Genomic DNA, 25,657 nt, shown 5'->3' on the forward strand with positions numbered 1-25,657 from the left:
GTGGGGGTCAGAACGGGTACGTGGGCGGTTCGCTGCGGACAGTCACCCAGCGGGTCTCGGTGAACGCCTCGACGTTCGCCTCGGCGCCGCCGTGCCGCGATCCCGTGCCGGAGGCCCCGACGCCGCCGAAGGGCGCGTTCGCCTCGTCGTTCACGGTCTGGTCGTTGATGTGGACGATCCCCGAGGGGATGCGTGCGGCGAGCTCGAGCCCGCGGAGGGCGTCGCGGGTGACGATGCCGAGCGACAGGCCGTAGTCGCCGCTGGAGGCGAGCTTGACCGCCTCGTCGAGGGTCGAGAACTTCACGACGGACGCGACCGGGCCGAAGACCTCCTCGCAGTACGCCGGGGCGTCCAGCGGCGAGTCGGCGAGGACGGTCGGACGGTAGAAGAGCCCCTCGTACGTGCCACCCGCGGCGAGCCGCGCCCCGGCCTCGACGCTTCCGGTGACGAGCGCGTGGATCTTGTCCCGCTGGCCCTCGTCGATGATCGGGCCGAGCGCGACCTGGTCGGTCGCGGGGTTGCCGACCGGGAGGTGGTCGGCCTTCTCGGCGAGCTTCGCGACGTACGCGTCGTACAGGCTCTCGTGGACGAGGTGCCGGCCGACCGTCATGCAGATCTGACCCTGGTGGAAGAACGCGCCCCACGCAGCGAGGTTGACGGCCTGGTCGACGTCGGCGTCCTCGAGGACCAGGAACGCCGAGTTGCCGCCGAGCTCGAGGTGGGCCCGCTTGAGGTGCTTGCCCGCTGCCTCGCCGACCTTGCGACCGGCCGCGGTGGAGCCGGTGAAGGCGATCACGCGCACGTCGGGGTCGGAGGTGAGCGCCTCGCCGACGTCGGCGCCGCCGGGCAGCACCTGCAGCACGCCGGCGGGAAGACCCGCCTCCTCGAAGATGCGGGCCATGGTCACGCCGCCGGTGACCGCGGTGCGCGGGTCGGGCTTGAGGATGACCGCGTTGCCCAGGGCGAGGGCCGGTGCGACGGCGCGGATGCCGAGGATGATCGGCACGTTGAACGGCGAGATCACCGCGACCACGCCGGCGGGGACCCGCTGCGCGAGCGACAGGCGGGGCTGCTCGCTCGCGAGGACCTGGCCGTGGGGGTACGACGGGAGCGTCGCGGCCTCGTAGCACTCCTGCGCCGCCACGCCCAGCGCGAAGCCGGCCATGCCCGGCACGGCGCCGACCTCGCGGACGTTCCAGCCCATGACCTCGTCGGCGTGGGCGTTCCACAGGTCGCCGGCGCGCCGCAGGACGGCCGCCCGCTCGGTGTGGGGCAGGGCGGCCCAGGCGCGCTGCGCCTCGGTGGCGTGCTGGGCGGCCGTGCGGACGTCCGCAGGGCCGGCCTTGCCGATGCGGCCGAGCTCCTCGCCGGTGGCGGGCTCCACGACCGGGTACGTCTCTCCTCCGGCCGGCTCCACCCACTCTCCGCCGAGGTAGATCCGACCGCTCCAGACCGATGCGTCGAGCATGGAGTTGAGCCTCCTGAGTGCTAATCTGTTCGTTCGCGTAGCGAACGCTTGTCCATTAGCCGAACCTACTATGAGGCCCATCACAGGTCAACGGGGACGGGCGGCGGATGCACGAACTGTCAACTAACGGGCTCGACGACCGAATAGGGTGCCAATCGTGACGACTGAAGACGGGCGACCGGTGGAGTCGGTCCAGTCCCTCCAGCGGGGCCTCGCCGTGATCCGCGCCTTCGACGCGGAGCACCCGCGCATGACCCTCTCCGAGGTGGCCCGGCAGACCGACCTGACCCGCGCGACGGCCCGCAGGTTCCTGCACACCCTCGTCGCCCTCGGCTACACCGACACCGACGGCCGGGAGTTCTGGCTGCGCCCGCGCGTCCTCGACCTCGGCTACGCCTACCTCTCCAGCAGCTCCCTCCCCGAGATCGCCACGCCGCACCTCAAGGCGTTCACCGACACCGTCCACGAGTCGTCGTCCGTGTCGGTCCTCGACGGGCTCGACATCGTGTACGTCGCGCGCGTCCCGACCCGGCGCATCATGACCGTCGCGATCAGCGTGGGGACGCGGTTCCCGGCGTACGCGACCTCGATGGGCCGCGTGCTCCTGGCCGGGCTGGACGAGGACGACCGCGAGGTCCTCCTGGCGAAGGCGGAGCTCGAGAGGCTCACCCCTCGCACCATCACCTCGCTGCCGAGGCTGCGCCGCGAGCTCGACGTCGTCCGCGAGCAGGGCTGGGCGCTCGTGGACCAGGAGCTCGAGCTCGGCCTCCGCTCGATGGCGGCGCCGATCCGCGACCCCCGAGGTCGGACCATCGCCGCCGCCAACGTCTCCATGAGCGCGACGCAGGGCAGCCCCGAGGAGGCACGCGAGCGCCTCCTGCCGCCGTTGCTCGCCGCGACCGGCCAGATCGAGCACGACCTGCGGATCACCGGGGCCTGAGCCGGCGCCGTACGACGACCCTCGTACGACCAGCCTCGTACGACGACGAAGCCGCGACCGGTCGGAACCGGTCGCGGCTTCGTGTGGCGGAGGTGGCGGGATTTGAACCCGCGAGAGGTTTCAACCTCAACCCGCTTAGCAGGCGGGCGCACTAGGCCACTATGCGACACCTCCAGGCGTGCCGCTCAAGGCTACAAGGTCGCACGGGGACCCATCCAATCGGGGCAGGCAATCGGGCAGCCGATCAGGCCGCCGGTCACTCCGACGGCGGGAGCGGGCGGTAGCCGTGCGAGGCGTCGAGGCGGCCCCGGATGTCGCGCTGGAGCTTCAGGCCGTCCGGGCCGAACAGCGCCATCGGCAGCTCGGTCGTCCGCCCCTCCTCGAGGCCGATGACGAGGACCGCGCCGCCGTCGAGGGACGGCTTGTCGTCGACGCGCTCGACCTGGCCCCACACCGCGTGACGCACGCCGGCGCCGCGGACCCGGTGGACCTGGTAGCCCGTCGTCGTCAGGCTGATCAGCCGCGGCGGCCACCGCAGGGCGATCGCGGAGACGATCACCAGGAGGGCGACCAGGACGGCGACGACCACGCCCCAGACCGCGGCGTCGCCGCCGATCGTGAGCAGGATCGCGGAGAGGACGGCGCCGAACGCGGCGACCATCATGCGGATGCCGAAGAGCCTCAGCGCCAGGGTCAGCGTGAGGCGGTACGTGGTGGGTCTCATCGTGTCAGTCATGGAGCAGAGGGGGCGGGATTCGAACCCGCGGCTGACATCTCTGCCAGCGACCGCTTTCAAGGCGGTTCCGATCGGCCACTCCGGCACCCCTCCTCGGCGTCGTGCACGCACGACGCCGAGTCGATTGTCGCACCAGGTCAGGACGGGCTCCACGAGCGGCCCGGCGGTACGCGCGGGCTACTTGAGAGCGGCGAAGCGGGGCGGCTCGGGACGGACGTACGTGTCGCCGTCGCGCCGTGCTGCCCGGCGACCCGACCGCGAGGTGGACCCGGGGTCGAGGGCACGGATCGCGATGCCGAGGATCAGGCCGAGGATCGCCGAGTAGAGCGTGGAGAGCGCCACGTACGTCGTGTCCGCGTTCGGGGAGCCGAGCGCCGTCGCCATCACCGCGGTGCCGACGACGCCGAAGGCGCACATCCACCAGCCCTGGCGTCGGTTGGAGCGGGTGCTGATCCCCCACACCAGCGCCGGGAACCCGATGAGCACCTCGGTCGGGCGGGGGACGCCGCGGACCGTCTCGCGCAGCCACACGACCGCGTCGTCGATCGCCTCCACGACCGTCGGCGACCCGTAGGTGCGGACGATCGTCCCGTACACGAGCAGCACCGCCACCAGGCCAGCGCCGCCGACGATCAGGGCGACACCGCGCCGGCCGAGGCCGTGGAGACCGGCACCGAGGCTCCAGACGATGCCGAACGTCGTCGCAAGCGCGGCGCCGAGGACGATCAGGTAGAAGCGCTGGTAGACCAGCGGGGCGTTCCAGGCCGCCACGGCGACGGCCGCGCTGGTCGCGACGACGAGCGCGATCACGTACTCGCGCACCACGCCGGACAGCGTCTCGGCAGGGCGCGTGAGCAGGACCGCGAGCACGGCGCCGAAGGTCGCGGTCACGACCGAGGCGCCGGCCATCGCCCACGACCACTCGGTGACCAGCGCGATCCCGCAGAGGATCGCGACGAGCGTCGCCCACAGGGTGCTGCGCCCTCCGCTGCGCCGCGCGACGCCGGCGGTGAAGACGACGGCCAGGACCGCAGCGCCGTACCGGGCGTAGCGGTCGGGGAACCCGACGGCCGCCACCGACGTGAGCGCGACCGCGAAGCCCGCGAGCCAGGCGAGGAACAGGCCGCTGACGCCCGCCGCGCGCAGCGCCTTCATGCTGAAGCGGGGCTCCCGCACGGGCGGGATGTAGCTGATGGTGTCGCTGCTGCGTCGGCGCGGTGCGGCGCGGCGACCTCCGGCGGTGCTCACGATGCGCGCCCCTCGTCGCCGCCGTCCGCGGCCGCCGGGGCGGGCACACCGATGCGGCGGTTCGCCAGCGAGGGGTTCGTGGAGCGCGCGCGACCGAGCCGGTCGACCGACAGCGAGGCGCGGACGACGGCGGCCTCCTCGCCCGCGGCCGCCACGACGACGCCGAGCGGGTCGACGACCATGCTGTGCCCGACGTACTTCCCGTACTGGTCGGCAGCGAGGACGTCGACGGTGTTCTCGATCGCCCGCGCCCGCAGCAGGGTGGTCCAGTGGTCCTCCTTGAGGGGACCGCGGACCCAGGCCGCCGGGACGCACAGGACGTCGGCCCCGGCGTCGACGAGCATCCGCGCCATCTCCGGGAAGCGCAGGTCGTAGCAGGTCATCAGCCCGACCCGTCGCCCCGCGACGTCGAGGACGACGGGCGCGACGTCGCCCGCGACGAGGCGCTCGGACTCGGCGTAGCCGAAGGAGTCGTAGAGGTGGATCTTGCGGTACGACGCCGCGAGCGTGCCGTCGGGCGCGAAGGCGAGGAGCACGTTGTAGGGCAGGTCCGGCTCGCCGGAGGCGTCGGCGCGCGCCTCGAACGCGCCCGCGACCACGTACGCGCCGAGCCGCTTGGCGTGGTCGGCGAGCAGCGTCGCGAAGGGCCCGTCCAGCGGCTCGGCGGCGCTGCGCAGGTCGTGGGAGGGGTCGCCGAAGTCGTGCATCGTGCCTTCGGGGAGGACGACGAGATCGAGTCCGTCGTGCGGACCGAAGGTGCCGAGGACGTCGTCGACCGACGTGCGATTAGCGGCTGCGTCGGTCGTCGCGCTCAGCTGGACGAGGGCGACCTGCATGCCTCCATCTTTGCAGCCGACCCCCAGCCTCCGGCAGGGTGAGGGCGTGATCGATTCGCCGACCGCGCCGGACGGGCGGCCCCAGCCCCCGCCGTACGACGCGATCGTGCTCGCGGGCGGGGCGGCGCGGCGGTTCGGCTCGGACAAGCTCGGCGTGGTCGTCGAGGGCGTCCCGCTGCTCGACCGGACGCTCGGCGCGGTCGCGGAGGCGCAGCGCCGGATCCTCGTCGGGCCGCCGCGCGCCACCCGCGCCGAGGCCACCTGGACGCGCGAGGAGCCTCCGGGTTCCGGGCCCGCCAACGCGGTGGTCGCGGGGCTGCGCGGGTGCGCGGCGCCGTACGTCGTCCTGCTCGCCGGCGACCTCCCGTACGTCTCCGCCGCGACCGTGGAGCGCCTGCTCGGGGCGCTCACGGCCGACCCGGCCGCGGACGGCGCGCTGCTCGTCGACGCGGACGGTCGGGCGCAGCACCTGTGCAGCGCCTGGCGCCGCGGGGCGCTCGTCCGTGCCGTCGGAGGCCGGGCGGACTGGGCGGACGCCTCGCTGCGGAGCCTGATCGCGGGCCTCGAGACGCGATCGGTCGCGACCGAAGGGCGGGAGGCGCGAGACATCGACCGCCCCGAGGACCTAACGTCGGAACCATGAGTCTGCAGGACTGGAGCGACACGGTCTGTGCCGAGCTCGGGATCGAGCCCGACTTCGACCTCGACGCGATCCTCGAGGCTGCCCGCGACGTGGCCCACGCGGTGGAGCGGCCCGCGGCACCGCTGACGGCGTTCCTCGTCGGCTACGCGGCGGCGAAGGCCGGCGGCAGCGCCGACGACCTCGACCAGGCCCTCGACCAGGTGACGGCACTGGCGGCGCGCTGGGAGGCGTGATCCGCGAGTACGGTGACGTCATGCGTGCCGTGGTCGTGAAGGAGCCCGGGGGTCCCGAGGCGTTGGACGTGGTCGAGCTCGAGGACCCGGTCGCGGGTCCCGGCGCGGTCGTGGTGGAGGTGGTCGCGGCCGGGGTGAACCGGGCCGACGTCCTCCAGCGGCAGGGCAGCTACGCCCCGCCGCCCGGAGCGAGCGACGTGCTCGGGCTCGAGGCGTCGGGCGTGGTCGCGGAGGTCGGGGACGGGGTGACCCGGTGGCGGGTCGGTGACCCGGTGGTCGCCCTGCTCGCCGGCGGGGGCTACGCCGAGAAGGTGGTGGTGCCGCAGGAGCAGGTCGCCCCGCTCCCGGAGGGCATGGACCCGGTGCACGCCGGCGGGATCATGGAGGTCGCCGCCACGGTCTGGTCCAACGTCTTCATGACGGCGGGGCTCCAGCCCGGAGAGCGGCTGCTGGTCCACGGCGGCGCGTCCGGGATCGGGACGATGGCGATCCAGCTCGCCAAGGCGTTCGGGGCGTGGGTGGCGGTCACCGCCGGCTCCGAGGAGAAGCTCCGGGCGTGCCGCGAGCTCGGCGCCGACCTGGCGATCAACTACCGCGAGGTCGACTTCGTCGAGGGCGTCCGCGCGGCGACCGAGGGCAAGGGCGTCGACGTCATCCTCGACAACATGGGTGCGGCCTACCTCCCGCGCAACGTCTCGGCGCTCGCGCACGACGGGCGCCTGGTCGTCATCGGCCTGCAGGGCGGGATCAAGGGCGAGGTCGACCTCGGCGCCCTGCTCTCGAAGCGGGCCTCGATCGGGGCGTACGGCCTGCGTGGCCGGCCCGTCTCGCAGAAGGGCGAGATCGTGGCGAGCCTCGTGGAGAGCGTCTGGCCGCTGTTCGCCGACCAGACCATCAGCCCGGTGATCCACGCGACGTTCCCGCTCGACCAGGTCCAGGACGCCCACCGCGTTCTCGACGAGTCGGGCAACATCGGCAAGGTCGTGCTCACCCCGTGACGGGGTCCCTGACCGAGCTCGCGGCCGGGGCGTGGACCGCGACCGTCCATCCGTACGGCGGCGGGCTGGCGTCGCTGCGCCACGACGGCCGTGACGTGGTCGTGTCGCAGGACGGCGAGGGCGGGCACCCGGCGTACCGCGGCGCCGTGCTCGCACCGTGGCCGAACCGGCTCGAGGACGGCACCTACACCTTCGCCGGGACGACGTACGAGGTCCCGATCAACGAGCCCGAGGGCGGCACCGCGCTGCACGGGCTGGTGACCGACGTGCTGTGGACGGTCACGGCGAAGACCGCGGACACGGTGCGGCTCACCGTGGACGTGCCGCGGTCCGACGGCTATCCCTTCGCGGTCGGGCTCGAGCTCGCGTACGCGCTGTCCCCGGACGGTCTCGACGCCACGCTGACCGCGACGAACCACGGCGACGGCCCCGCGCCGTACGCCTGCGGCTTCCACCCGTACCTGGTCCTCGACGACGGCGAGGAGACCCCGGTCCGCCTGCGCGCCGGCCGGTTCCTCGAGACGACCCCGGACCGCCACCTCCCCCTGCGGCTCCAGGACGTCGCCGGGGGCCCGTACGACTTCGCGTCCCCGCGCCCGCTGGGCGGCGTGGAGCTCGACACTCCGTACACGGACCTGGCCCGCGAGGAGGACGGCGACGTCGTCGTCCGCGTGGGACGGACCGAGGTCCGGTGCGGCGCCGGCGTGCGGTGGCTCCAGGCGTACACGCCCGTCGGGCGCGACGCCCTGGCGGTCGAGCCGTGCTCGAGCCCGGCGAACGCGTTCCGGAGCGGGGAGGACCTCGTCGTCCTGCCGCCGGGCGGCCAGCACGTCCTCGCGTGGGCGCTGCGCCGGTCGCGCTGATCGGCCGTCGGTGGGCGCGCCGGGACCCTGACTACAGTGGACGGCATGTCTGGAGACTCGTTCGCGCACCCCGGTTCCTCCGACCAGCACCCCGTCGTCGGTCCTGACGGCCAGGCCGTCGAGCCGGTCGACCCGGAGCCCGACGAGGAGCGCCCGGTCACCGAGCTGGTCGAGCAGCCCGCGAAGGTGATGCGGATCGGCAGCATGATCCGTCAGCTCCTCGAGGAGGTGAAGTCGGCTCCGCTGGACGAGGCCAGCCGTGCGCGCCTGCGCGACATCCACCAGACGTCGATCAAGGAGCTCGAGGACGGGCTCGCCCCCGAGCTCGTGGAGGAGCTCGAGCGCCTCAGCCTCCCGTTCAACGAGACGACGCCGTCCGACGACGAGCTCCGCATCGCCCAGGCGCAGCTCGTCGGCTGGCTCGAGGGCCTGTTCCACGGGATCCAGACCGCGATCTACGCCCAGCAGATGGCGGCCCAGTCACAGCTGCAGCAGATGCGACGCGCCCTGCCGGGCGGCCACGCGGCAGTGCAGCAGGCGCAGCACCCGGGGATGCCCGGCCAGCAGCAGCCGACCGAGGACGCGCCGCAGCACGGGCCGGGGATGTACCTCTGAGTCGTACTCAGCGCCCCCGGCAACGCCGATCTGGGGTGACCCCCTGACCGGATAGTGTGAGGCACGCGACAGTACTTGACTGGCCCTGAGTAGCGATCCAGTCCATTAATGAGTACTTGTGCGCTGACTCACCCCTTGTCGCAACTGTTTGACTTCCTGCATCTCATCGCTCGAAGGAGATGCAGGAACCATGCGAACCGTCTCGGCTCAACACCCGTCCAACCGGCGTCAGGTCGACGCCACGCTCGACGTCGTCCCGCCCTGTGCGTCGATGGCCGACGTCTACGACACCCTCTGCGACCCACTAGAGGACGTCACACGCTCGGGTGAGACCTGGGACGCCTGGCAGGACGCCCACGACAAGGCCGCCGAGGCCTGCGCCTCCTGCCCGCTGCTCGTGCAGTGCCTCTACCGTGCGGTGGTCGACGGCGACGTCGCCGGCTACGCGGCCTGCACCTCGCCGCAGGAGCGCGACGAGATCCGGACCCGCCTCGGTGTCACGGTGAGCGCGCCCGACATCGACCGGATCGCCGGTGTGCGCACGGCCGGGTCGCCGGTCGACCACGAGGCGATCCTCGCCGCCCGCCGCGCCTACCCGCGCGACACCTTCGCCCAGCTCGCCGAGCGGCTCGGCTGCTCGCTCTCCACCGTCAAGCGGCACCTCCGCGAGGCGTCGACCCGACCGCGTCCGGCGACCAAGCCCGGTCCGGCGCGGACGACGCGCCCGAGCGTCGACGAGGTCCTCGACGTGTTCGACGAGGTCGTCGGCAACGCGCCCATCTGCGCGTTGACCGCCTGAGTCCCGGCGGCCGGCCGCGCACGGGGGCGGCCGGCCCGGGGGCAGTGCGGTTTGCCACGCCAACGTGGCTGGTCGCGGTTGGCGGGGCGTGCTTCCCGCGCCAACCGGGGCTTGCCGCGTCAGCGTGGGAAACCGCAGCTAGAGGTACTTCTCGATCTCGCGGACGACGCCGTCGTTCTCGACGGTCTCGGTGACGTCGTCGGCGACCGCCTGGACGTGGAGCGGGGCGTGGCCCATCGCGACGCCGCGACCGGCCCACTCCAGCATCTCGACGTCGTTGGAGCCGTCGCCGATCGCGAGCACGTCGGCCCGGTCGACCCCGAGCTCGGCGCACACGTGCTCGAGCCCGGCCGCCTTGGAGACACCCTCCGGGGCGAGGTCGAGCCACGCGGTGTAGCCGACGTAGTAGTTGGTGCCCTCCAGGCCGAGGCTGTGCGCGAGCTCGGCGAACTCCTCCGCGGAGCTGTCGGGGCTGCGTACGATCACGCGGCTCACCGGCTTCGCGATGAGGTCCTCGATCGACTCGTGAGCGACGTCGCCGCTCAGCTCCCCGTCGGGGAAAGGCTTGTTCATGCGGTAGCCGACGCCGACGTTCTCGACCGCCACGGCGGCGTCGGGCACCACCTCGAGCAGCGCGCGTACGGCGGGTGCCGCGTCGAACGTGACGGTGTGCAGGATCTCGATCGGGTCGTACGAGAAGACGACCGACCCGTTGCTCGCGACGGCGAGCCCCTCGGTGAACCCGAGCTTCTCGACCGCGTCCATCACGCCGGGCACCGCACGCCCGGTCGAGATCACGCAGTGGATCCCCGCGTCGGCAGCGGCGCGGACGGTCTCGCGTACGGCGTCGGTCATCGCGTTGTCGTAGTCGACGATCGTGCCGTCGACGTCGAGCGCGATGATGCGGGGACGCCAGGTGGTGGGGGCTTCGTCGGTGGTGTGCGAGGTCAACGTCAAGACAGCGGCTCCAGGATCTCTCGGCCGGCGAGGTAGGGCTGCAGGGCCTTCGGCACGCGGACGGAGCCGTCGGCCTGCTGGTGGTTCTCGAGGAGGGCGATGATCGTCCGCGTCGACGCCATCAGGGTGCCGTTGAGCGTCGCGAGCGGCGTCACCTGCTCGCCGTCGCGCACCCGGATGCTGAGGCGGCGCGCCTGGAACTGGGTGCAGTTCGAGGTCGACGTCAGCTCCCGGTACTTGCCCTGCGTGGGGATCCACGCCTCGCAGTCGAACTTGCGGATGGCCGACAGGCCGAGGTCGCCGGCGGCGACGTCGATCACGCGGTACGGGAGCTCCAGCGCGTCGAGCCAGTCCTGCTCGTGCGCCAGCAGCTCCTCGTGGACCGCGTAGGAGTCCTCGAGCGTCGTGTAGACGAACATCTCCACCTTGTCGAACCAGTGCACCCGGAAGATGCCCCGGGTGTCCTTCCCGTACGAGCCTGCCTCACGCCGGTAGCACGGGCTGAACCCTGCGTAACGGCGCGGCAACGACTCGGCGTCGAGGATCTCGTCGGAGTGGTACGCCGCGAGCGGCACCTCCGAGGTCCCGACGAGGAACAGGTCGTCCTTGGGGAGGTGGTAGACGTCGTCGGCGGCCTGGCCGAGGAACCCGGTGCCCTCCATCGCCGACGGCTTCACCAGCGCCGGCGGGATCATCGGGGTGAAGCCCCACGCGGCCGCGCGGTCCATCGCCATCTGGACCAGCGCGAGCTCGAGCTGCGCGCCGATGCCGGTGAGGAAGTAGAAGCGGGCGCCGCTGACCTTGGCGCCGCGCTCGATGTCGAACGCGCCGAGGCGCTGGCCGAGCTCGATGTGGTCGAGCGGCTCGAAGCCCTCGGCGGCGAAGTCGCGGGGCTCTCCGACGGTCTCGCGGACGACGAAGTCCTCCTCGCCCCCCGCGGGCGCCTCGGGCGACGCGAGGTTGGGGAGGGTCGCGAGCAGCGTGTCGAACGCGCGCCCGGCCTCGCCGGAGGCGGCGTCGGCCTCCTTCACCTGCGTGGCGAGCGCCTTGGTGCGGGCGAGGATCTCGGCCTTCTCGTCGCCGGTGGCCTTCGCGACCTGCTTGCCGAGCTGCTTCTGCTCGGCCCGCAGCGCCTCGTACCGGCCGATGGACGATCGACGCGCCTCGTCGGCGGCGATGAGCTCGTCGACGACAGCCTCGGACTCCCCGCGGCGGCGCTGCGCGGCGCGGATCTCGTCGGGGTTGTCACGAAGGGTACGAACGTCGATCATTCCCCAAGCCTATCGGCGACACTGACACGACTACCCTGATCGGGTGCCGATCGACGTACGCCGCGCCCGTCCCGCGAGCCCTGCCCTCCTTCCGTCGTTGGTCGGCATCCTCCTCGTGGTCTTCCTCGGGCTCGCTGCTGCGGTGTACGCCGCGTGGGCCCCGCTCATGGACCTGGACCAGGCCGTCGCCGACTGGGCGCACGACCTCGTCGCCGGCGACGAGACGCTGATCGACATCCTGGCGTGGGCCGCGGACTGGCTCGGCCCGATGGTGCTGCGCGTGGTCCTCGGCGTGGTCGTGCTGTGGGCGGTGTGGCGCCGCGCCTACCGGGTCGCGGTGTGGATCGCGGTCACGATCCCCGTGCAGTTCCTCGCCGTCTGGGGCCTCAAGCGGCTGTTCGAGCGGGCCCGCCCGACGTTCGACGACCCGTACGCGGTCCTCCACTCCTACTCGTTCCCGAGCGGTCACGCGACCGCCGGGGCGACGTTCTCGACGGTGATGGTGATCGTCACGCTCCTGGTGCTGCGCCGCGGGCTGCTGCGCAAGGCGGTCATCACGCTCTGGATCGCGCTGGGGCTCGCGGCGGGACTCGACCGCATCTTCCTGGGCGTCCACTTCCTGTCCGACGTCGTCGCGGGCTTCGCGCTCGGCACGGCCATCCCGCTGGCGCTGTGGTGGCTGATCATGCGGCCGGTGTTCGCGGTGGAGGAGCCGGAGCGGCCGGCGATCGCCGGGACCGGGCGCCGCCAGGTCGGGGTCGTCCTCAACCCGGTGAAGGTCGGGGACGTCGAGGGTTTCAAGGCGCGGGTGTCCGAGGCCGCCGCGCGTCACGGCTGGGCGGAGCCGGTGTTCCTGGAGACGACCGTCGACGACCCGGGTGCCGCGCAGGCCGCGGAGGCGCTCGAGGGCGAGGCCGACCTCGTCATCGTGGCGGGCGGCGACGGCACCGTGCGCGAGGCGTGCGGCGAGCTCGCGCGCAGCGGGACCAGCGTCGGCATCGTGCCGCTGGGCACCGGCAACCTCCTCGCCCGCAACCTGTCGCTGCCCCTGCACCTGGTCGACGCGATCGACAACGCGTTCACCGGCCAGGACCGGGCGGTCGACCTCGTCCGCCTGCAGATCGACGGCGCCGAGGACACGACGACGTTCCTCGTCATGGCGGGGCTGGGGTTCGACGCGGCGATCATGACCGGCACCAACGAGGACCTCAAGAAGAAGGTCGGCTGGCTGGCGTACGTGGTCTCGGGCGCGCGTCAGCTGTTCCGCTTCGGACGGGTCCGGGTGCAGATCTCGGTGGACGACGGGGAGTTCGTACGCCGTCGCGCGCTGACGGTCGTCGTCGGCAACGTCGGCTTCCTGCAAGGCGGCCTCCCGCTGCTGCCGGACGCGCAGATCGACGACGGCGAGATCGACGTGGTCGCGATCGCCCCGCCGCACAAGTTCGCCTTCCTGTCGGTCGGGCTGCGCCTGTTCACGCGGCGCAAGCGCACCGACGAGCGGCTCGACCGGATGACAGGACGGACGGTGGTCATCCGCGCCGACAGGCCGACTCCGATGCAGCTCGACGGCGACCCGATCGGCGAGCACACCGAGCTCCGCGCGACGGTCGAGCCGGGCGTCCTGCTGCTCCGCGTGCCGCGCTGACGGGTGCGGCCGAGAGCGCTGCCGTCGCCATGCGCCATGGCGATTGTCACGATCAGGTAACGGATGTTACCGCCGGGTTCCCTTCGGGGTAACTCGCTGTTGAACTCGTCTTCGCATGTGGTGCAGATCGCACCGAATCCTCGGAGGGAGACAATCATGCTTCAGACGAAGTCTGCCCGGGCGACGGGCCGCACACGCCTCGCGGCCGCGTCCACCAGCGCGGCTCTCGTGGCCGGCGTCGGCGGCCTGGTCCTGGCCGGTGCGCCCGCTGCGCACGCAGCCGACCAGAACCTCAACAAGAACTTCCAGTACAGCTGTGACCTGGATGCCGGCGGCGGCATCGTCGTTCCCGACAACAACGTCGGCGTGAACGCCAAGGTCGTCGTCCCGACGTCGGTCTCCCCCAACCAGCTGATCTCTGCGCGCAAGACCCAGATCACGCTGACGATGCCGGAGTCCCTCCGCAACGCGACCTACACCCTGCTCGGTGGGCGCAAGGCGGGCGGCTACTCGAACGACGCGAGCATCAAGATCGCAGACTCCGGGTCGGCGTCGCTGACCGTCCCGATCAAGAACCTCTCGTCGCCGCCGGTCACGGTTCCGGCGACGGCCGGCGCCTCGTGGATCATCCCGACGCAGGGCGACGTCCCCGCCATCAAGCTCCCCACGACGGCGACCGGGACGGCCACGCTGACCATGCCCGCCGCCTTCACCATCCAGGCCCAGATCTACACGGCCTCCAACACCAAGCTGGAGGTCAAGCTCGACTGCTCGATCACGAGCGCCGACACGACCCTCGGCACGATCGCCATCAGCGGTGCGCCGTACGTCGATGCCAGGCTCACCGGCGTCGCGGCGACCGCCACCTACGGTCGCGCCTCCCGGATCACCGCCCGCCTGAGCGCTGCCGTCGGCGGTCGCGTCGACGCGTACGTCGGCACGCGCCGCATCGGCGCCGCCAACGTGAGCGGCACGACGGCCTCGATCCCGGTCTCCGGCACCGCGCTCCGGCCTGGCGCCTACACGGTGACGCTCCGCCACTCCGGCGGCACGCGCGTCAACCCGGTCGCGGCGGCGGCGACCCGCCTCACCGTCCGCAAGGCCTCGTCCTCGCTCTCCGCGAAGGTCGTGACCAAGAAGATCCGCGCCAAGAAGACCGCCGCGAAGGTCGCCGTCACCGTCAACACGGTCGGTTTCAAGGCGACCGGCAAGGTCACCGCGAAGGTCGGCAAGAAGACCGTCGGCACCGGCACCGTCCGCGGCGGCAAGGTGACGATCAAGCTCAAGAAGTTCGCCAAGAAGGGCACCTACAAGGTCAAGCTGACCTACGGCGGCAACGCGTACGCCGGCGGCTCGACCAAGACCATCAAGGTCAAGGTCAAGAAGTAGGCGCTCCCTGCTCGTCTCGGGACTCGGCCACGGCGACAAGCCGTACTGACCCTCCGAGGGGGCTGACTGCCCCGGACCCCGCGCGGGTCCGGGGCAGTCGCCCGTTCTGGGGCCCGTACGGGGCTCCCGCGGGCGATGTGCCTGCGCCTCCGCTGGGGTACCCGAGCGAACCGCAACCGACCCGACCGTGCACGCTCGGGTCGGTCACCGTCCGCTGGGGTACCCGAGCGGGCGCCGGGCTCGCCGGGCGCCGAGCACCGCGGGCGCGCGGGGGCGCTAGGGGTGCGGGACGGTGGCGGTGATGATCGAGCCGTCGGCGCGGCGTACGCCGTCCAGCGGGCCCGGGCCGGGATTGCCCTCGAGCGCAGGGCCCTGGCCGTCCAGCGGGACCACGACCGGCTCCTTCGCCGTGACGTGCACGATCTTGCCCCGTACGGAGAACTTCGCCCCCGCGCCCTCCTCCACCGTCAGCTCGACCGCGTCGGCGGTCACGTGGACGCGGATGCGGCTCGCGCGGATCGTGACCCGGAACGTCAGGTCGTCCCAGCTCACGGGCAGCCGCGGGTCGATCGAGAACTCGCCGTTGTAGTCCCGGAAGCCGCCGAACCCGCTCGCGAGCGCACCCCACACGCCGCCGGTCGACGCGACGTGGACGCCGTCGGAGGCGTTGCCGTGCAGGTCCGCGAGGTCGACGTACAGCGCTTCGGTGAAGTAGCGCACGGCGAGGTCGGAGTAGCCCACCTCGGCCGCGATCAGCGACTGCACGACGGCCGACAGCGTCGAGTCTCCGGTGGTGATCGGGTCGTAGTACTCGAAGTTGCTGCGCTTCTGCTCGGTCGTGAACTGGTCGCCCTGCAGGTACAGCGCGAGCACGACGTCGGCCTGCTTGAGCACCTGGAACCGGTAGATCACCAGCGGGTGGTAGTGCAGGAGCAGCGGGCGCTTGTCCGACGGCGTGTGCGCGAGGTCCCACACCTCCCGCTCGAGGAAGTGCGAGTCCTGCGGGTGGATGCCGAGGTGCTCGTCGTACGGGATCGCCATCGCCTCGGCGGCCCGCTCCCACTCGTCGACCTCGTCGGTGTCGAGTCCGAGGCGCTTCACCATCCGGGAGTACGCCTGCGGCCACGCGCTCTCCAGCTCGCGCACCGCCCGTGCGGCCCGGCGCAGGTTGAACCGCGCCATGACGTTGGTGAAGAGGTTGTCGTTGACCACCGTCGTGTACTCGTCGGGGCCGGTGACGCCGTGGATGTGGAACGAGCCGCGTCCCTCGCTGCGCCAGAACCCGAGGTCGGCCCACATGCGCGCGGTCTCCACGAGGACGTCGATCGCCTCGCGCATGAGGAAGTCGGTGTCGCCGGTGGCGTCGACGTAGCGGCTCAGGGCGTACGAGATGTCGGCGTCGATGTGGTACTGCGCGGTGCCGGCCGCGTAGTACGCCGACGCCTCCTCGCCGTTGATCGTCCGCCACGGGAACAGCGCCCCGCGCTGCGAGAGGTCGCGGGCGCGCCGCCGCGCCGCGGGCAGCATGTTGTAGCGGAAGCGCAGCGCCGACCGGGCCAGCTGCGGGTAGGCGTAGGTGAGGAACGGCAGGACGTAGATCTCGGTGTCCCAGAAGTAGTGCCCGCCGTAGCCCGACCCTGTCACGCCCTTCGCGGGGATGCCGGCGCCCTCCGCGCGCGCGGACGCCTGCGCCACCTGGAAGAGGTTCCAGCGCATCGCCTGCTGCAGCGACGGCTGGCCGCCGATGCCGACGTCGGCCTTGGACCAGTAGTCGTCGAGCCACGCCTTCTGGTCGCTGAACTGGCGCCCGATCCCCTCCGCGGCGACGCGGTCGAGGGTCCGGTGGCAACGGTCGGCGAGCTCGCGGGGCGGGACGCCGCGCGAGGTGTGGTACGCCGCGACCTTCGTGAGCCGGATCGTACGGCCGGGCTGGGCGTCGACCTGGTAGACGACCTTGGCCATGTCCTCCTTGACCTGGACGTGCCGCTGCACCGGGTCCGCGGTCTCGATCGTGTGGTCCGCGGCGACCGCGAGCGTCATGCCCGACTCCGCGGCACCGAACCCGAGCATCACCCGGGCGCTGTCCTCGTCGCCGAGCTGCAGCTGCGGGATCAGGACGCGGCGGCCGAAGCGTTCGGCCTTGCGGGGGTCGGCGCCCTCGCCCATCGCGGCGGAACGGACGTGGTACTCGTCCTCGCCGTCCTGCCGGTTGAGGATCTGCGACGACAGCGTGATGGGCGCGGCCGCGTCCAGCATCGTGACCTCGAACGTCATCACGGCCAGGTGGCGCTGGGTGAACGACACCATGCGGCTGGACTTGATGCGTACGCGCTTCCCGGCGGGTGTGCGCCACACGATCTCGCGGGACAGGACGCCGGTGCGGAAGTCGAGCGACCGCTCGTAGTCGATGAGGTCGGCGACCGGGAGCAGCAGCGGCTCGTCGTCGACGTAGAGGCGGATCACCTTGACGTCGGGGGCGTTGACGATCGTCTGCCCGACGCGGGCGAAGCCGAACGCCTCCTCCGCGTGGTTGATCTTCCAGGTCTCGTGGAACCCGTTGATGAAGGTGCCCTGCGTGTGCGACTCGCGGCCCTCCTCGACGTTGCCGCGTAGGCCGAGGTAGCCGTTGCCGAGGGCGAAGAGCGTCTCCGTACGGCCGAGGTCGTCGGCGCTGAAGAACCGCTCGACGAGGCGCCAGCCCTCCACCGGCCAGCGGTGGCGGTCGAGGTAGTCCGACACCGGGCGCGGGGTGTCGCGCGGGACGGGGCTCATGCCAGCTCCCCCAGGTCCGCCACGACGATGTCCGCGCCGTGGTCGAGGAGGACCTGGCGGCCCGCGCCGCGGTCCACGCCGAGGACGAGGCCGAAGGCGCCGGCTGCGCCCGCCTCCACGCCCGACACCGCGTCCTCGACCACGACGGATCGCGAGGCGTCGGTGCCGCACTCCTTGGCGGCGTACGCGTAGGTGTCCGGCGCCGGCTTGCCCGGGAGCTGCTGCTCACGGGCGACGCTGCCGTCGACGACGAAGGAGAACCGGTCGGCGATGCCCGCGGCGGCCAGCACCTTGGGGGCGTTCGCCGAGCTGGAGACGACGGCGAGCGCGACCGGGAGGGTCGCGAGGTGGTCGAGGAGGGCGACCGAGCCGGGGTACGGGGTGACGCCGTTCTGGCTCAGCTCCCGCTCGAACTCGTCGTTCTTGCGGTTGCCGAGCCCGCACACCGTCTCCGCGGACGGCGGGTCGGAGGGATCGCCCTCGGGGATGACGACGCCGCGTGAGGCGAGCAGCGACCTCACCCCGTCGTACCGGGGCTTGCCGTCGACGTACGCGAAGTAGTCGGCGTCGGTGTACGGCGGTGTGATCCCGTGCGCGGTGAAGTACGCGTCGAACATGGCGGCCCACGCGCGCATGTGCACCTCGGCGGTGGGGGTGAGGACGCCGTCCAGATCGAAGAGGACGGCGTCGTAGTCGGCCCAGCGGACCAGCGGGAAGTCGGTCACCCCTTGAGGGTATGGCGTGCAGGTTGCGGCCGCGTCACGTGTGGACGAGAACAAGGGGCGGTCCAAGACCGACCCCGGTGTGCAGGCGCCAAGACTTAGTTGGTTGAATCAACTTCAACGACGTGACACGCGTCACGGTACATAGACAGCGACAGATTCTTCCTGGCCGATTCCGGCTTATCGCTCCGCGATGTATCTCGGCGTGTAACACTGAGTTAATTCAGTGCATTGTGAGTTTGTGCAGTGCGTTTCTCTGGAGGGAGAACGATGAACCAGTCCACACGGCTGCCCGGGGGCATGGCGAGGACTCGCCGCGCTGTCGGGTCGGTCACTGCCGGTGCGCTTGTCGCCGGCACGCTGAGCGCCTTCGGCCTCGCGGCAGCGGCCCCCGCATCCGCGGCGACGCAGCTCGACAAGAACTACAACTACAAGTGCAACGTGGACGCGGCTGGCCTTCCGCTCGGCGTGAAGAACGTCGGCGTACGGGCGTCAGTGGAGGTGCCGGACTCGGTCACCGCCGGCGAGACGATCCCGGCGCGCAAGACGCAGATCACGCTGACGATGCCCGAGGACCTCCGCGCGTCCACGGTCGGCCTCCTCGGCGCGAAGACCGCCGGCGGCAAGTCCACCGACTCGGCCATCACCATCACGGCGCCCGGCGTGGCGGACCCGCTCGTCGTCCCCATCAACAACCTCGCTGCACCGCAGACCGACGTCCCGACCGCGGTCGGCGCCGAGTGGAAGATCCCGACCGAGGGCGACGTCCCGGCCATCACCGTGCCGTCCGGCGCGTCCGAGGCAGCGACGCTGCACATGCCCGGCCGCTTCACCATCGCCGCCACGCTGGTCGCGGCCAACGGGACGGTCGTCGGCAGCGAGGGTGCGGTCAAGCTGACCTGCGACCTCGACGCCGCCGGCCCCAACGGGGACGGTGTCTTCGGCGCGATCCCGATCGCCGCCCCGGCCAACCAGCCCCCGGTCGCGAAGAACGTCTCGGTCACGACCGAGGCCGGCACCGCCGTCGCCGTGACGCTCGACGCGTCCGACCCGGAGGGCGACGACCTCACCTACACCACGACCGCTCCGGCGCACGGCTCGCTGAGCGGCACGGCGCCGAACCTGACGTACACGCCGAGCGCCGGCTACGTCGGGACTGACTCGTTCACCTACACGGCCAACGACGGCACGAGCACGTCCACCGCGACCGTCTCGGTCAAGGTCCAGGGCGCGGCCGGCTCGGTCACCACCGAGGACATCACCCTCCAGGACCCGGTCCTGCGCGGCTCCTTCGCCGCCGAGACGCGGGTGAAGCTCGCCGGCAGCGGCGGCACGGGTGCGCTGACCTACAAGCTCGGCAAGGCCGTCGGTCCGGGTGGCGGGAGCAACGTCTGGCTGTCGCTCGAGGGCGACGAGGTCGTCGTCGCGCCGTCCGAGGACGCCGTGCCCGGCGCGTTCACGTTCGACTACACCGCGACCGACACCGCGGGTCAGTCCAGCACGTCGACCGTCACCTTCACGGTCGTCAACGCCGCTCCGAACGTCGCGGACCGCACGTTCACGACGACGAAGGACAAGCCGTTCGACGGCTGGCCGTGGGCGCGTGACCTCGACTCCAACGGCCCGTTCGTCTGGAACACGCCCGAGACGCGCTTCACCTACGGCGATCCCGAGCACGGCACGATCAAGGCGTTCTTCGTCGGGGACGACAACCCGGCGAGCACCGACTCGCAGTTCGCCGCGATCCAGCACAAGTACACCTACGTGCCCGACCCGGGCTTCGTCGGGACCGACTCGTTCACGGTCACGATGACCGACAAGGCCGGCGAGTCCACCACAGGCACCGTGACGATGAAGGTCGTCGAGCCGGCAGCGGCAGCGCCCGGCGTGCTCGACGACGTGCGCTACCGGTGCGAGTTCGCGATCCGTGTCGACTCGTCGGGCATGCCCACGACCGACCCGGACGCGCCGATCGACCCGTCGATGAGCGACCTGGTCGGCGCGATCATGGGCGGCGACGCCACCTTCCGCGTCGACGTCAAGGCGCACATGCCGGCGCTGCTCCAGCCGGGCGAGAAGTTCACCGTCCCGGACACCGACATCACGCTGAAGATGGCGCAGCCGATGGCGGAGCTGCTCGCGGGCACCGACTTCACGACCAGCATGCCCGGGCACTACCCGCCGCTGGCGGAGGCCGGGTTCGGTCAGACCGCGGTCGCCGGCCAGGCGACGGCGACGGCCGTGTTCACGGAGACGGCCACCGGCACGTCGTACGAGGTCCCGATGTCGGACCTGGAGTCGGACACCGTGCCGATGACCCTCCCGGTCCCGGCTGACGGCGTGGCGATCCCGGTCAAGGGCGGCCTGCCGGAGCTCACCGCTCCGGAGTCGGGCGCGCTCTCGGTGGCGATGCCGAAGAAGATGTTCATCAACTCGGTGCTGACGCCGGGCGTGCTCGGTGGCTTCATCCAGGCGGTCGGGCTGGACTGCACCGCGATGGAGGGCGAGAACCTCACCATCGGCACCGTCGAGGTGGACGTGCCGCCGACGGCCGAGGACGTCACGGCGACCACCGTCGCGGGCAAGCCGGTCCAGGTGGCGCTCAAGGGCGTCGACCCCAACGGCACGACGCTGTCGTACGAGGCGGGAGCCGCGGCTCACGGCACCGTGAAGGTCGACGGTGCCAAGGCGACGTACACGCCGAAGGCGGGCTTCGTCGGCGCGGACACCTTCACCTACACGGTGAGCGACGGCGTCAACGAAGCGACGGCGAAGGTCACGGTCACGGTCGGGCAGGCGGCGTCGGCCGTCCGTGCGTCGGCCCCGACCAGCCGGTACGGCACCTCGCCGCGCGTCTCGGTCGTGGTCTCGCCGTCGGCCGGTGGTCGCGTCGAGATCGCCCAGGGCAGCCGCGTGCTCGCTCGTACGACGGTGACCGGCGGCCGCGCCACGGTGCTGCTGCCTCGTACGGCGCTGAAGCCGGGGACGCACACCCTGTCGGTGCGCTACCTCGGTGACACGGCGACGAAGGCGTCGGTCTCGTCCGTGCGCGTCGCGGTGCTCAAGGCCAAGGCCTCGGTCGCGGCGAAGGTCACGACGAAGAAGGTCGTGGCCAAGAAGACGCGGGCCAAGGTGCGCGTGACCGTGAAGGCCAGCGGGTTCGCGCCGTCCGGGAAGGTCGCGGTGTACTACCGCGGCAAGAAGGTTGGCACGGCGACGCTGCGCGCGAACGGCACCGCCGTCGTGACCCTCAAGAAGCTGCCGAAGGCGGGCAAGGCCAGCCTGAAGATCCGCTACCTCGGCAGCGCGACCACCGGTGCGGCGACCAAGACGGTGAAGGTCAAGGTCAAGCGCCGGTAGGGGTTCGGCCCGCTGCGCTCGGACGTGTCGTTCGGTGCTCCCTCACCGTCTGAACGAGCGCAGCGGGGTGTGACCCCCGAGGCCCCTGGTACCGCCCTCCCGGTGCCAGGGGCCTCGTCACGTCCGCGTTGTGAAGGATTCGGGTTGGTTCGCGACGGCCGAAACCGACGCCAACCCTTCAAAACGCGGACGAAACGCGGACGGGTCGGGACGGGGGCGGGGTCGGTCAGCGGAAGGCGGGCTGGCCGGTCAGCGCCTGGCCGAGCACCAGCGTGTGCATCTCCGTCGTGCCCTCGTAGGTCAGCACGGACTCGAGGTTGTTCATGTGCCGGATCACCGGGTACTCGAGCGAGATGCCGTTCGCGCCGAGGATCGTGCGCGCGGTGCGGCAGATCTCGAGCGCCTCGCGCACGTTGTTGAGCTTGCCGAGGCTCACCTGCTCCGGCCGCAGCCGCCCGGCGTCCTTGCGGCGCCCGAGGTGCAGCGCGAGCATGACGCCCTTGGTGTACTCGACGGCCATGTTCGCGAGCTTCTCCTGCGTGAGCTGGAAGCCGCTGATCGGCCGCCCGAACTGCTCGCGCTCACCCGCGTACGACAGTGCCGCCGCGAACGCGGACCGCGCCGCGCCCATCGCGCCCCAGACGATCCCGTACCGCGCCTCGTTGAGGCACGACAGCGGCCCCTTGAGACCGGTCACCTCGGGCAGGACGGCATCGGCCGGCAGGCGTACGCCGTCGAGCACGATCTCGCCGGTGATCGACGCCCGCAGCGACAGCTTGTGCTTGATCTCCGGGGCGGAGAAGCCGCTGGTGGTGGTGGGGACGACGAAGCCGCGGACGTCCGCCGGGCTGTCGGAGGTCTGCGCCCACACGACCGCGACGTCGGCGACGGGTGCGTTCGTGATCCACATCTTGCGGCCGTCGAGGATCCAGTCGCCGCCGGCGTCCTTCCGCGCCCGCGTCCGCATGCCTGCGGGGTCGGACCCGTGGTCCGGCTCGGTGAGACCGAAGCACCCGATCGCCTCGCCGGCCGCCATCCGCGGGAGCCACTCGTGCTTGTGCTCCTCGCTCCCCCAGCGCCAGATCGCGAACATCGCGAGCGACCCCTGCACCGACACGAGCGACCGCAGGCCGGAGTCGGTCGCCTCGAGCTCGAGGCACGCCAGGCCGTACTCGGTCGCGCTCATCCCCGCGCAGCCGTAGCCCTCGAGGTGCATGCCGAGGACGCCGAGCGCGCCGAGCTCCTTCGTGAGCCCGCGGATGTCGGGGATCGCGCCCTGCTCGAACCACTCCGCGACGTAGGGGTCGACGCGTTCGGCGCACAGGTGGCGTACGGAGTCGCGTACCGCCAGCTCGTCGGCGCTCAGGAGGTCGTCGATCCCGGCGGGATCCATCGGGTCGAACGCGGGCAGGGTGGAGCTGGTGCTCATGGGTTCTCCGTCTCGTCCGCCAGCCAGCGGCGGATCTCGTCGTCGTGCTGTCCGAGACCCGGTGGCGCGGTGGGCGTCACCGGGGTGCTTCGTGAGTACGTGATGGGGTGGCGCACCTGCGCCGGGTGGCCGTCGCCGATGTCGACCGTCGGGTCGAGTCCGAGCTCCCGTGCGCGGGCGATCGCGGTGCCGAGGTCGCCGACCTCGCCCACGGGGACGTCGGCGTCCGACAGGCGCTGCTGCCACGCGGCCGCGGTGTCCGCGGCGAGGGCCTCCTCGAGGGCGGCGACCAGCGCGGTCCGGTGCGCGACGCGCTCACCGTTCGTGGCGAAGCGCGGGTCGTCGGCCAGCTCGGGTCGCCCGAGGCCCTTGCAGAGCCGCGCGAACTGGCCGTCGTTGCCGCAGGCGACCGCGATCGTGCCGTCGGCGCAGCGCAGGGTCTCGTACGGCGCGATCGACGGGTGCTGGTTGCCCATCCGGCCCGGCGCGTTGCCGGTCGTGAGATAGCTCGACGCCTGGTTGACCAGCGACCCGAGCAGGCTCGAGAGCAGGTTGACCTCGACCCGCTGGCCGCGGCCACTGCGCTCCCGCTCGGCGAGGGCGGCGAGGATCCCGATGACGGCGTCCTTGCCGGTGAGCACGTCGACGAGCGCGACGCCGGCCTTGGTCGGCTCGCCGTCGCGGTCGCCGGTGATGCTCATCAGGCCGCCGACCGCCTGGACGATGAAGTCGTACCCGGGCAGGTCGGCGCCCGCCCCGCTGCCGAAGCCGGTGATCGAGCAGTAGACGAGGCCGGGGTTGTCCGCGGCCACCGCGTCGTAGCCGAGCCCGAGGCGGTCGAGCGCCCCGGTGCGGAAGTTCTCGACCAGCACGTCGGCACGGCGTACGAGGGTGCGTGCGAGCGCGAGGTCGTCCGGGTCGCGGAGGTCGAGGGCGATGCTGCGCTTGGTGCGGTTGGCGCTCTCGAAATACGACGCGGTGCCGCTCTCGGTCCACGGTGGGCCCCACTGGCGGGTGTCGTCACCGGTGCCCGGCCGCTCGACCTTGATGACCGTGGCGCCGAGGTCGGCCAGCATCGACGTCGCCATCGGGCCGGCGAGGACGCGGCTCAGGTCGGCGACGACGATGCCGTCCAGCGGTGCGCTGTCGCGGACCGGACCGCTCACGGCAGCACCAGCCGGCCGTCGACGCGTCGCGGGATACCCCACGGGTTGTCCTCGCGCACCGGCGCGGGGAGGGCCGCGTCGGGCACGGACTGGTACGAGACAGGGCGCGTGAACCGGGTCAGCGCGGCGGCCCCCACCGACGTCGCGGTCGGGTCCGAGGTCGCGGGCCAGGGGCCGCCGTGGTGCTGCGCCCACGTGTACGCGACGCCGGTCGGGAAGTCGCCGACGGTGACGCGCCCCGCCTTGGTGGTGAGCTCGGCGAGCACGCCGGGCAGGTCAGGGTCGGCCTCCCCGTCCGCCATCACGGCGGCGGCGAGGGTGCCCTGGAGGGCGGCGACCGTACGCGCGAGCGCGTCGGCATCGTCGTACTCGGCGACCAGCGCCACGGGTCCGAAGCACTCCTCGAGCAGCCGGCTCCCGGGTTCGAGCGCGTCGAGCGGCACGGAGAGGACCGTGGACGCGACCGACCAGCCGGCGTCGGGCCCGTCCACCTGCGCGACCACCTCGGCGCCGGCGTCGACGAGCTCGCCCACGCCGGTACGGGCTGCGTCCGCGATGCCCTGCGTCAGCGACCAGCCCTGCGGCGACGCGTCGCGGAGCGCGGCGGCGACCGCGTCGGCGGCACCGGAGCCGCGCGGGGCGAGCATCAGGCCCGGCTTGGTGCAGAACTGCCCGTTGCCGAGCGTGAACGAGCCGACGAATCCGGACGCGATCTCGCCGAGCCTCGCGCGCGCCGCGGCGGCGGTGACGACGACGGGGTTCACGGTGCCCATCTCGGCGAACACCGGAATCGGCACGTCCCGCTTCTCGGCCGTGTCGCGCAGCGCCATGCCGGCCCGCTGCGACCCGGTGAACGCGACGGCGGTGATCTGCGGTGCATCGACGAGGCGTACGCCGGCGTCGAACCCGTGCACGATCCCGAACACGCCCTCGGGCGCGCCGGCGTCGCGGAGCGCCTCCGTCGCGAGGGCCCCGAGCCGCTGGCTGAGCAGCGGGTGCGCCGGGTGTCCCTTCACGACGACCGGACACCCCGCCGCGAGCGCGGACGCGGTGTCGTTGCCGAGCACGCTGAACGCGAACGGGAAGTTGCTCGCGCCGAAGACCGCGACGGGGCCGCGCGGCACGTTGACGCGGGCGAGCGCGGGGTTGGCACCGGCGGCGTGGTCGATCGTGGCGCCGAGGTACGACCCCTCGACCGCCACCTCGGCGTAGAACCGCAGCTGCCCCGCGGTCCGAGCGACCTCGCCCTCCAGACGAGGTCGCCCGAGCGCGGTCTCCGCGTCCGCGAGGTCCACGAGCTCGTCGCGTGCCGCCTCGAGGGCGTCCGCGACGGCTCCGGACCAGCGGGCACGCTCGGCCGGCGGCGTGGCGGCGACCTCCGCCGCGCACGCCGCCGCAGCCGCGACGATCGCGTCCACCTCTGCCTCGGAGGTGGCGGCGACCTCGCCGTTCGTGCGGCCGGTCCTCGGGTCGTACGAGACGTCAGCCGTCATGCCCGCTCCCCTCCGTCCTGCTCGCATCCCCGTTTTGAAGGGTTCGGGTTGGTTCGCCGGTCCGGAACCACCCG

Annotated in this window: 21 protein-coding genes and 2 tRNA genes; 10 read left to right on the top strand and 13 right to left on the bottom strand. The window is 72.1% G+C overall.

Features of this window, described 5'->3' with window-relative positions; translation table 11 throughout:
- Nucleotides 1–7: 7 nt before the first annotated feature.
- A complete protein-coding gene (locus tag ACQSSQ_RS17180; RefSeq protein WP_431328335.1) occupies nucleotides 8–1,468 on the bottom strand; it encodes a benzaldehyde dehydrogenase in 1,461 nt (486 codons plus the stop codon).
- A gap of 157 nt (nucleotides 1,469–1,625) precedes the next feature.
- Here ACQSSQ_RS17180 and ACQSSQ_RS17185 point away from each other — a divergent pair, with 157 nt between their 5' ends.
- Nucleotides 1,626–2,408, top strand: a complete 783-nt coding sequence (locus ACQSSQ_RS17185; RefSeq protein ID WP_431328336.1) for an IclR family transcriptional regulator domain-containing protein — start codon at nucleotides 1,626–1,628, stop codon at nucleotides 2,406–2,408.
- Between the two features lie 84 nt (nucleotides 2,409–2,492).
- Here the strand turns inward: ACQSSQ_RS17185 and ACQSSQ_RS17190 are convergent.
- The 5 genes from ACQSSQ_RS17190 to ACQSSQ_RS17210 all read right to left on the bottom strand — a co-directional run bounded on the left by ACQSSQ_RS17190 (nucleotide 2,493) and on the right by ACQSSQ_RS17210 (nucleotide 5,228).
- Nucleotides 2,493–2,582: transfer RNA gene (locus tag ACQSSQ_RS17190), tRNA-Ser, on the bottom strand.
- An 82-nt stretch (nucleotides 2,583–2,664) separates the two neighbouring features.
- On the bottom strand, nucleotides 2,665–3,132 hold the full coding sequence (locus ACQSSQ_RS17195; RefSeq protein WP_431328337.1) for a hypothetical protein: 468 nt from the start codon (nucleotides 3,130–3,132) through the stop codon (nucleotides 2,665–2,667).
- Between the two features lie 16 nt (nucleotides 3,133–3,148).
- Nucleotides 3,149–3,237 (bottom strand) — tRNA-Ser (locus ACQSSQ_RS17200).
- Nucleotides 3,238–3,321: 84 nt separating this feature from the next.
- Complete coding sequence (locus ACQSSQ_RS17205; protein WP_431328338.1) at nucleotides 3,322–4,392, bottom strand: hypothetical protein; 1,071 nt, start codon at nucleotides 4,390–4,392, stop codon at nucleotides 3,322–3,324.
- A complete protein-coding gene (locus tag ACQSSQ_RS17210; protein WP_431328339.1) occupies nucleotides 4,389–5,228 on the bottom strand; it encodes a carbon-nitrogen hydrolase family protein in 840 nt (279 codons plus the stop codon). The genes ACQSSQ_RS17205 and ACQSSQ_RS17210 overlap by 4 nt, the downstream gene beginning before the upstream one ends.
- 46 nt (nucleotides 5,229–5,274) lie before the next feature.
- Here ACQSSQ_RS17210 and mobA point away from each other — a divergent pair, with 46 nt between their 5' ends.
- The 6 genes from mobA to ACQSSQ_RS17240 all read left to right on the top strand — a co-directional run bounded on the left by mobA (nucleotide 5,275) and on the right by ACQSSQ_RS17240 (nucleotide 9,379).
- Nucleotides 5,275–5,871, top strand: a complete 597-nt coding sequence (mobA, locus tag ACQSSQ_RS17215; protein ID WP_431328340.1) for a molybdenum cofactor guanylyltransferase — start codon at nucleotides 5,275–5,277, stop codon at nucleotides 5,869–5,871.
- Nucleotides 5,868–6,104: a DUF6457 domain-containing protein gene (locus ACQSSQ_RS17220; protein WP_431328341.1), complete on the top strand. Its 237-nt coding sequence runs from the start codon at nucleotides 5,868–5,870 to the stop codon at nucleotides 6,102–6,104. The genes mobA and ACQSSQ_RS17220 overlap by 4 nt, the downstream gene beginning before the upstream one ends.
- A 20-nt stretch (nucleotides 6,105–6,124) precedes the next feature.
- Nucleotides 6,125–7,102 (top strand): NAD(P)H-quinone oxidoreductase, encoded by a 978-nt coding sequence (locus ACQSSQ_RS17225; RefSeq protein WP_431328342.1) that lies wholly within the window; start codon nucleotides 6,125–6,127, stop codon nucleotides 7,100–7,102.
- Complete coding sequence (locus ACQSSQ_RS17230) at nucleotides 7,099–7,965, top strand: aldose epimerase family protein (protein ID WP_431328343.1); 867 nt, start codon at nucleotides 7,099–7,101, stop codon at nucleotides 7,963–7,965. Before ACQSSQ_RS17225 ends, ACQSSQ_RS17230 begins: the two co-directional genes overlap by 4 nt.
- A gap of 45 nt (nucleotides 7,966–8,010) precedes the next feature.
- Entirely contained in the window at nucleotides 8,011–8,580 is a 570-nt protein-coding gene (locus tag ACQSSQ_RS17235) for a bacterial proteasome activator family protein (protein WP_431328344.1), read from the top strand.
- Between the two features lie 190 nt (nucleotides 8,581–8,770).
- A complete protein-coding gene (locus ACQSSQ_RS17240) occupies nucleotides 8,771–9,379 on the top strand; it encodes a winged helix-turn-helix domain-containing protein (RefSeq protein ID WP_431328345.1) in 609 nt (202 codons plus the stop codon).
- Nucleotides 9,380–9,517: 138 nt separating this feature from the next.
- On the opposite strand, the gene ACQSSQ_RS17245 is transcribed toward ACQSSQ_RS17240, so the two are convergent.
- Nucleotides 9,518–10,336: an HAD family hydrolase gene (locus ACQSSQ_RS17245; RefSeq protein ID WP_431328346.1), complete on the bottom strand. Its 819-nt coding sequence runs from the start codon at nucleotides 10,334–10,336 to the stop codon at nucleotides 9,518–9,520.
- The gene (serS, locus tag ACQSSQ_RS17250; protein ID WP_431328347.1) at nucleotides 10,333–11,607 is read right to left on the bottom strand and encodes a serine--tRNA ligase; all 1,275 of its coding nucleotides are present in this window, start codon (nucleotides 11,605–11,607) and stop codon (nucleotides 10,333–10,335) included. The genes ACQSSQ_RS17245 and serS overlap by 4 nt, the downstream gene beginning before the upstream one ends.
- A 43-nt stretch (nucleotides 11,608–11,650) precedes the next feature.
- On the opposite strand from serS, the gene ACQSSQ_RS17255 reads away from it, so the two are divergent.
- Together ACQSSQ_RS17255 and ACQSSQ_RS17260 are read left to right on the top strand one after the other, a co-directional pair.
- Nucleotides 11,651–13,252 carry a bifunctional phosphatase PAP2/diacylglycerol kinase family protein gene (locus ACQSSQ_RS17255; RefSeq protein ID WP_431328348.1) on the top strand — a complete coding sequence of 534 codons (1,602 nt, stop codon included), beginning with the start codon at nucleotides 11,651–11,653 and terminating at the stop codon, nucleotides 13,250–13,252.
- A 156-nt stretch (nucleotides 13,253–13,408) separates the two neighbouring features.
- Entirely contained in the window at nucleotides 13,409–14,641 is a 1,233-nt protein-coding gene (locus tag ACQSSQ_RS17260; protein WP_431328349.1) for a DUF6801 domain-containing protein, read from the top strand.
- 276 nt (nucleotides 14,642–14,917) lie between these two features.
- Here ACQSSQ_RS17260 and ACQSSQ_RS17265 read toward each other — a convergent pair whose 3' ends face one another.
- A complete protein-coding gene (locus ACQSSQ_RS17265; RefSeq protein ID WP_431328350.1) occupies nucleotides 14,918–17,413 on the bottom strand; it encodes a glycoside hydrolase family 65 protein in 2,496 nt (831 codons plus the stop codon).
- Nucleotides 17,410–18,138: an HAD family hydrolase gene (locus ACQSSQ_RS17270; RefSeq protein ID WP_431328351.1), complete on the bottom strand. Its 729-nt coding sequence runs from the start codon at nucleotides 18,136–18,138 to the stop codon at nucleotides 17,410–17,412. Before ACQSSQ_RS17270 ends, ACQSSQ_RS17265 begins: the two co-directional genes overlap by 4 nt.
- Before the next feature lie 267 nt (nucleotides 18,139–18,405).
- Here ACQSSQ_RS17270 and ACQSSQ_RS17275 point away from each other — a divergent pair, with 267 nt between their 5' ends.
- Nucleotides 18,406–21,495, top strand: a complete 3,090-nt coding sequence (locus ACQSSQ_RS17275; RefSeq protein WP_431328352.1) for a DUF6801 domain-containing protein — start codon at nucleotides 18,406–18,408, stop codon at nucleotides 21,493–21,495.
- A 226-nt stretch (nucleotides 21,496–21,721) separates the two neighbouring features.
- On the opposite strand, the gene ACQSSQ_RS17280 is transcribed toward ACQSSQ_RS17275, so the two are convergent.
- Genes ACQSSQ_RS17280 through ACQSSQ_RS17290 form a run of 3 tightly spaced genes read right to left on the bottom strand, consistent with a single transcriptional unit; the run spans nucleotide 21,722 to nucleotide 25,583 of the window.
- Nucleotides 21,722–22,924 carry an acyl-CoA dehydrogenase family protein gene (locus tag ACQSSQ_RS17280; RefSeq protein ID WP_431328353.1) on the bottom strand — a complete coding sequence of 401 codons (1,203 nt, stop codon included), beginning with the start codon at nucleotides 22,922–22,924 and terminating at the stop codon, nucleotides 21,722–21,724.
- A complete protein-coding gene (locus tag ACQSSQ_RS17285) occupies nucleotides 22,921–24,090 on the bottom strand; it encodes a CaiB/BaiF CoA transferase family protein (protein WP_431328354.1) in 1,170 nt (389 codons plus the stop codon). The genes ACQSSQ_RS17280 and ACQSSQ_RS17285 overlap by 4 nt, the downstream gene beginning before the upstream one ends.
- A complete protein-coding gene (locus tag ACQSSQ_RS17290; protein ID WP_431328355.1) occupies nucleotides 24,087–25,583 on the bottom strand; it encodes an aldehyde dehydrogenase family protein in 1,497 nt (498 codons plus the stop codon). Before ACQSSQ_RS17290 ends, ACQSSQ_RS17285 begins: the two co-directional genes overlap by 4 nt.
- Nucleotides 25,584–25,657: the final 74 nt, after the last annotated feature.

It is taken from the genome of Mumia spirodelae, assembly GCF_050632745.1.
In the GTDB taxonomy this organism is placed as follows: Bacteria; Actinomycetota; Actinomycetes; order Propionibacteriales; family Nocardioidaceae; genus Mumia.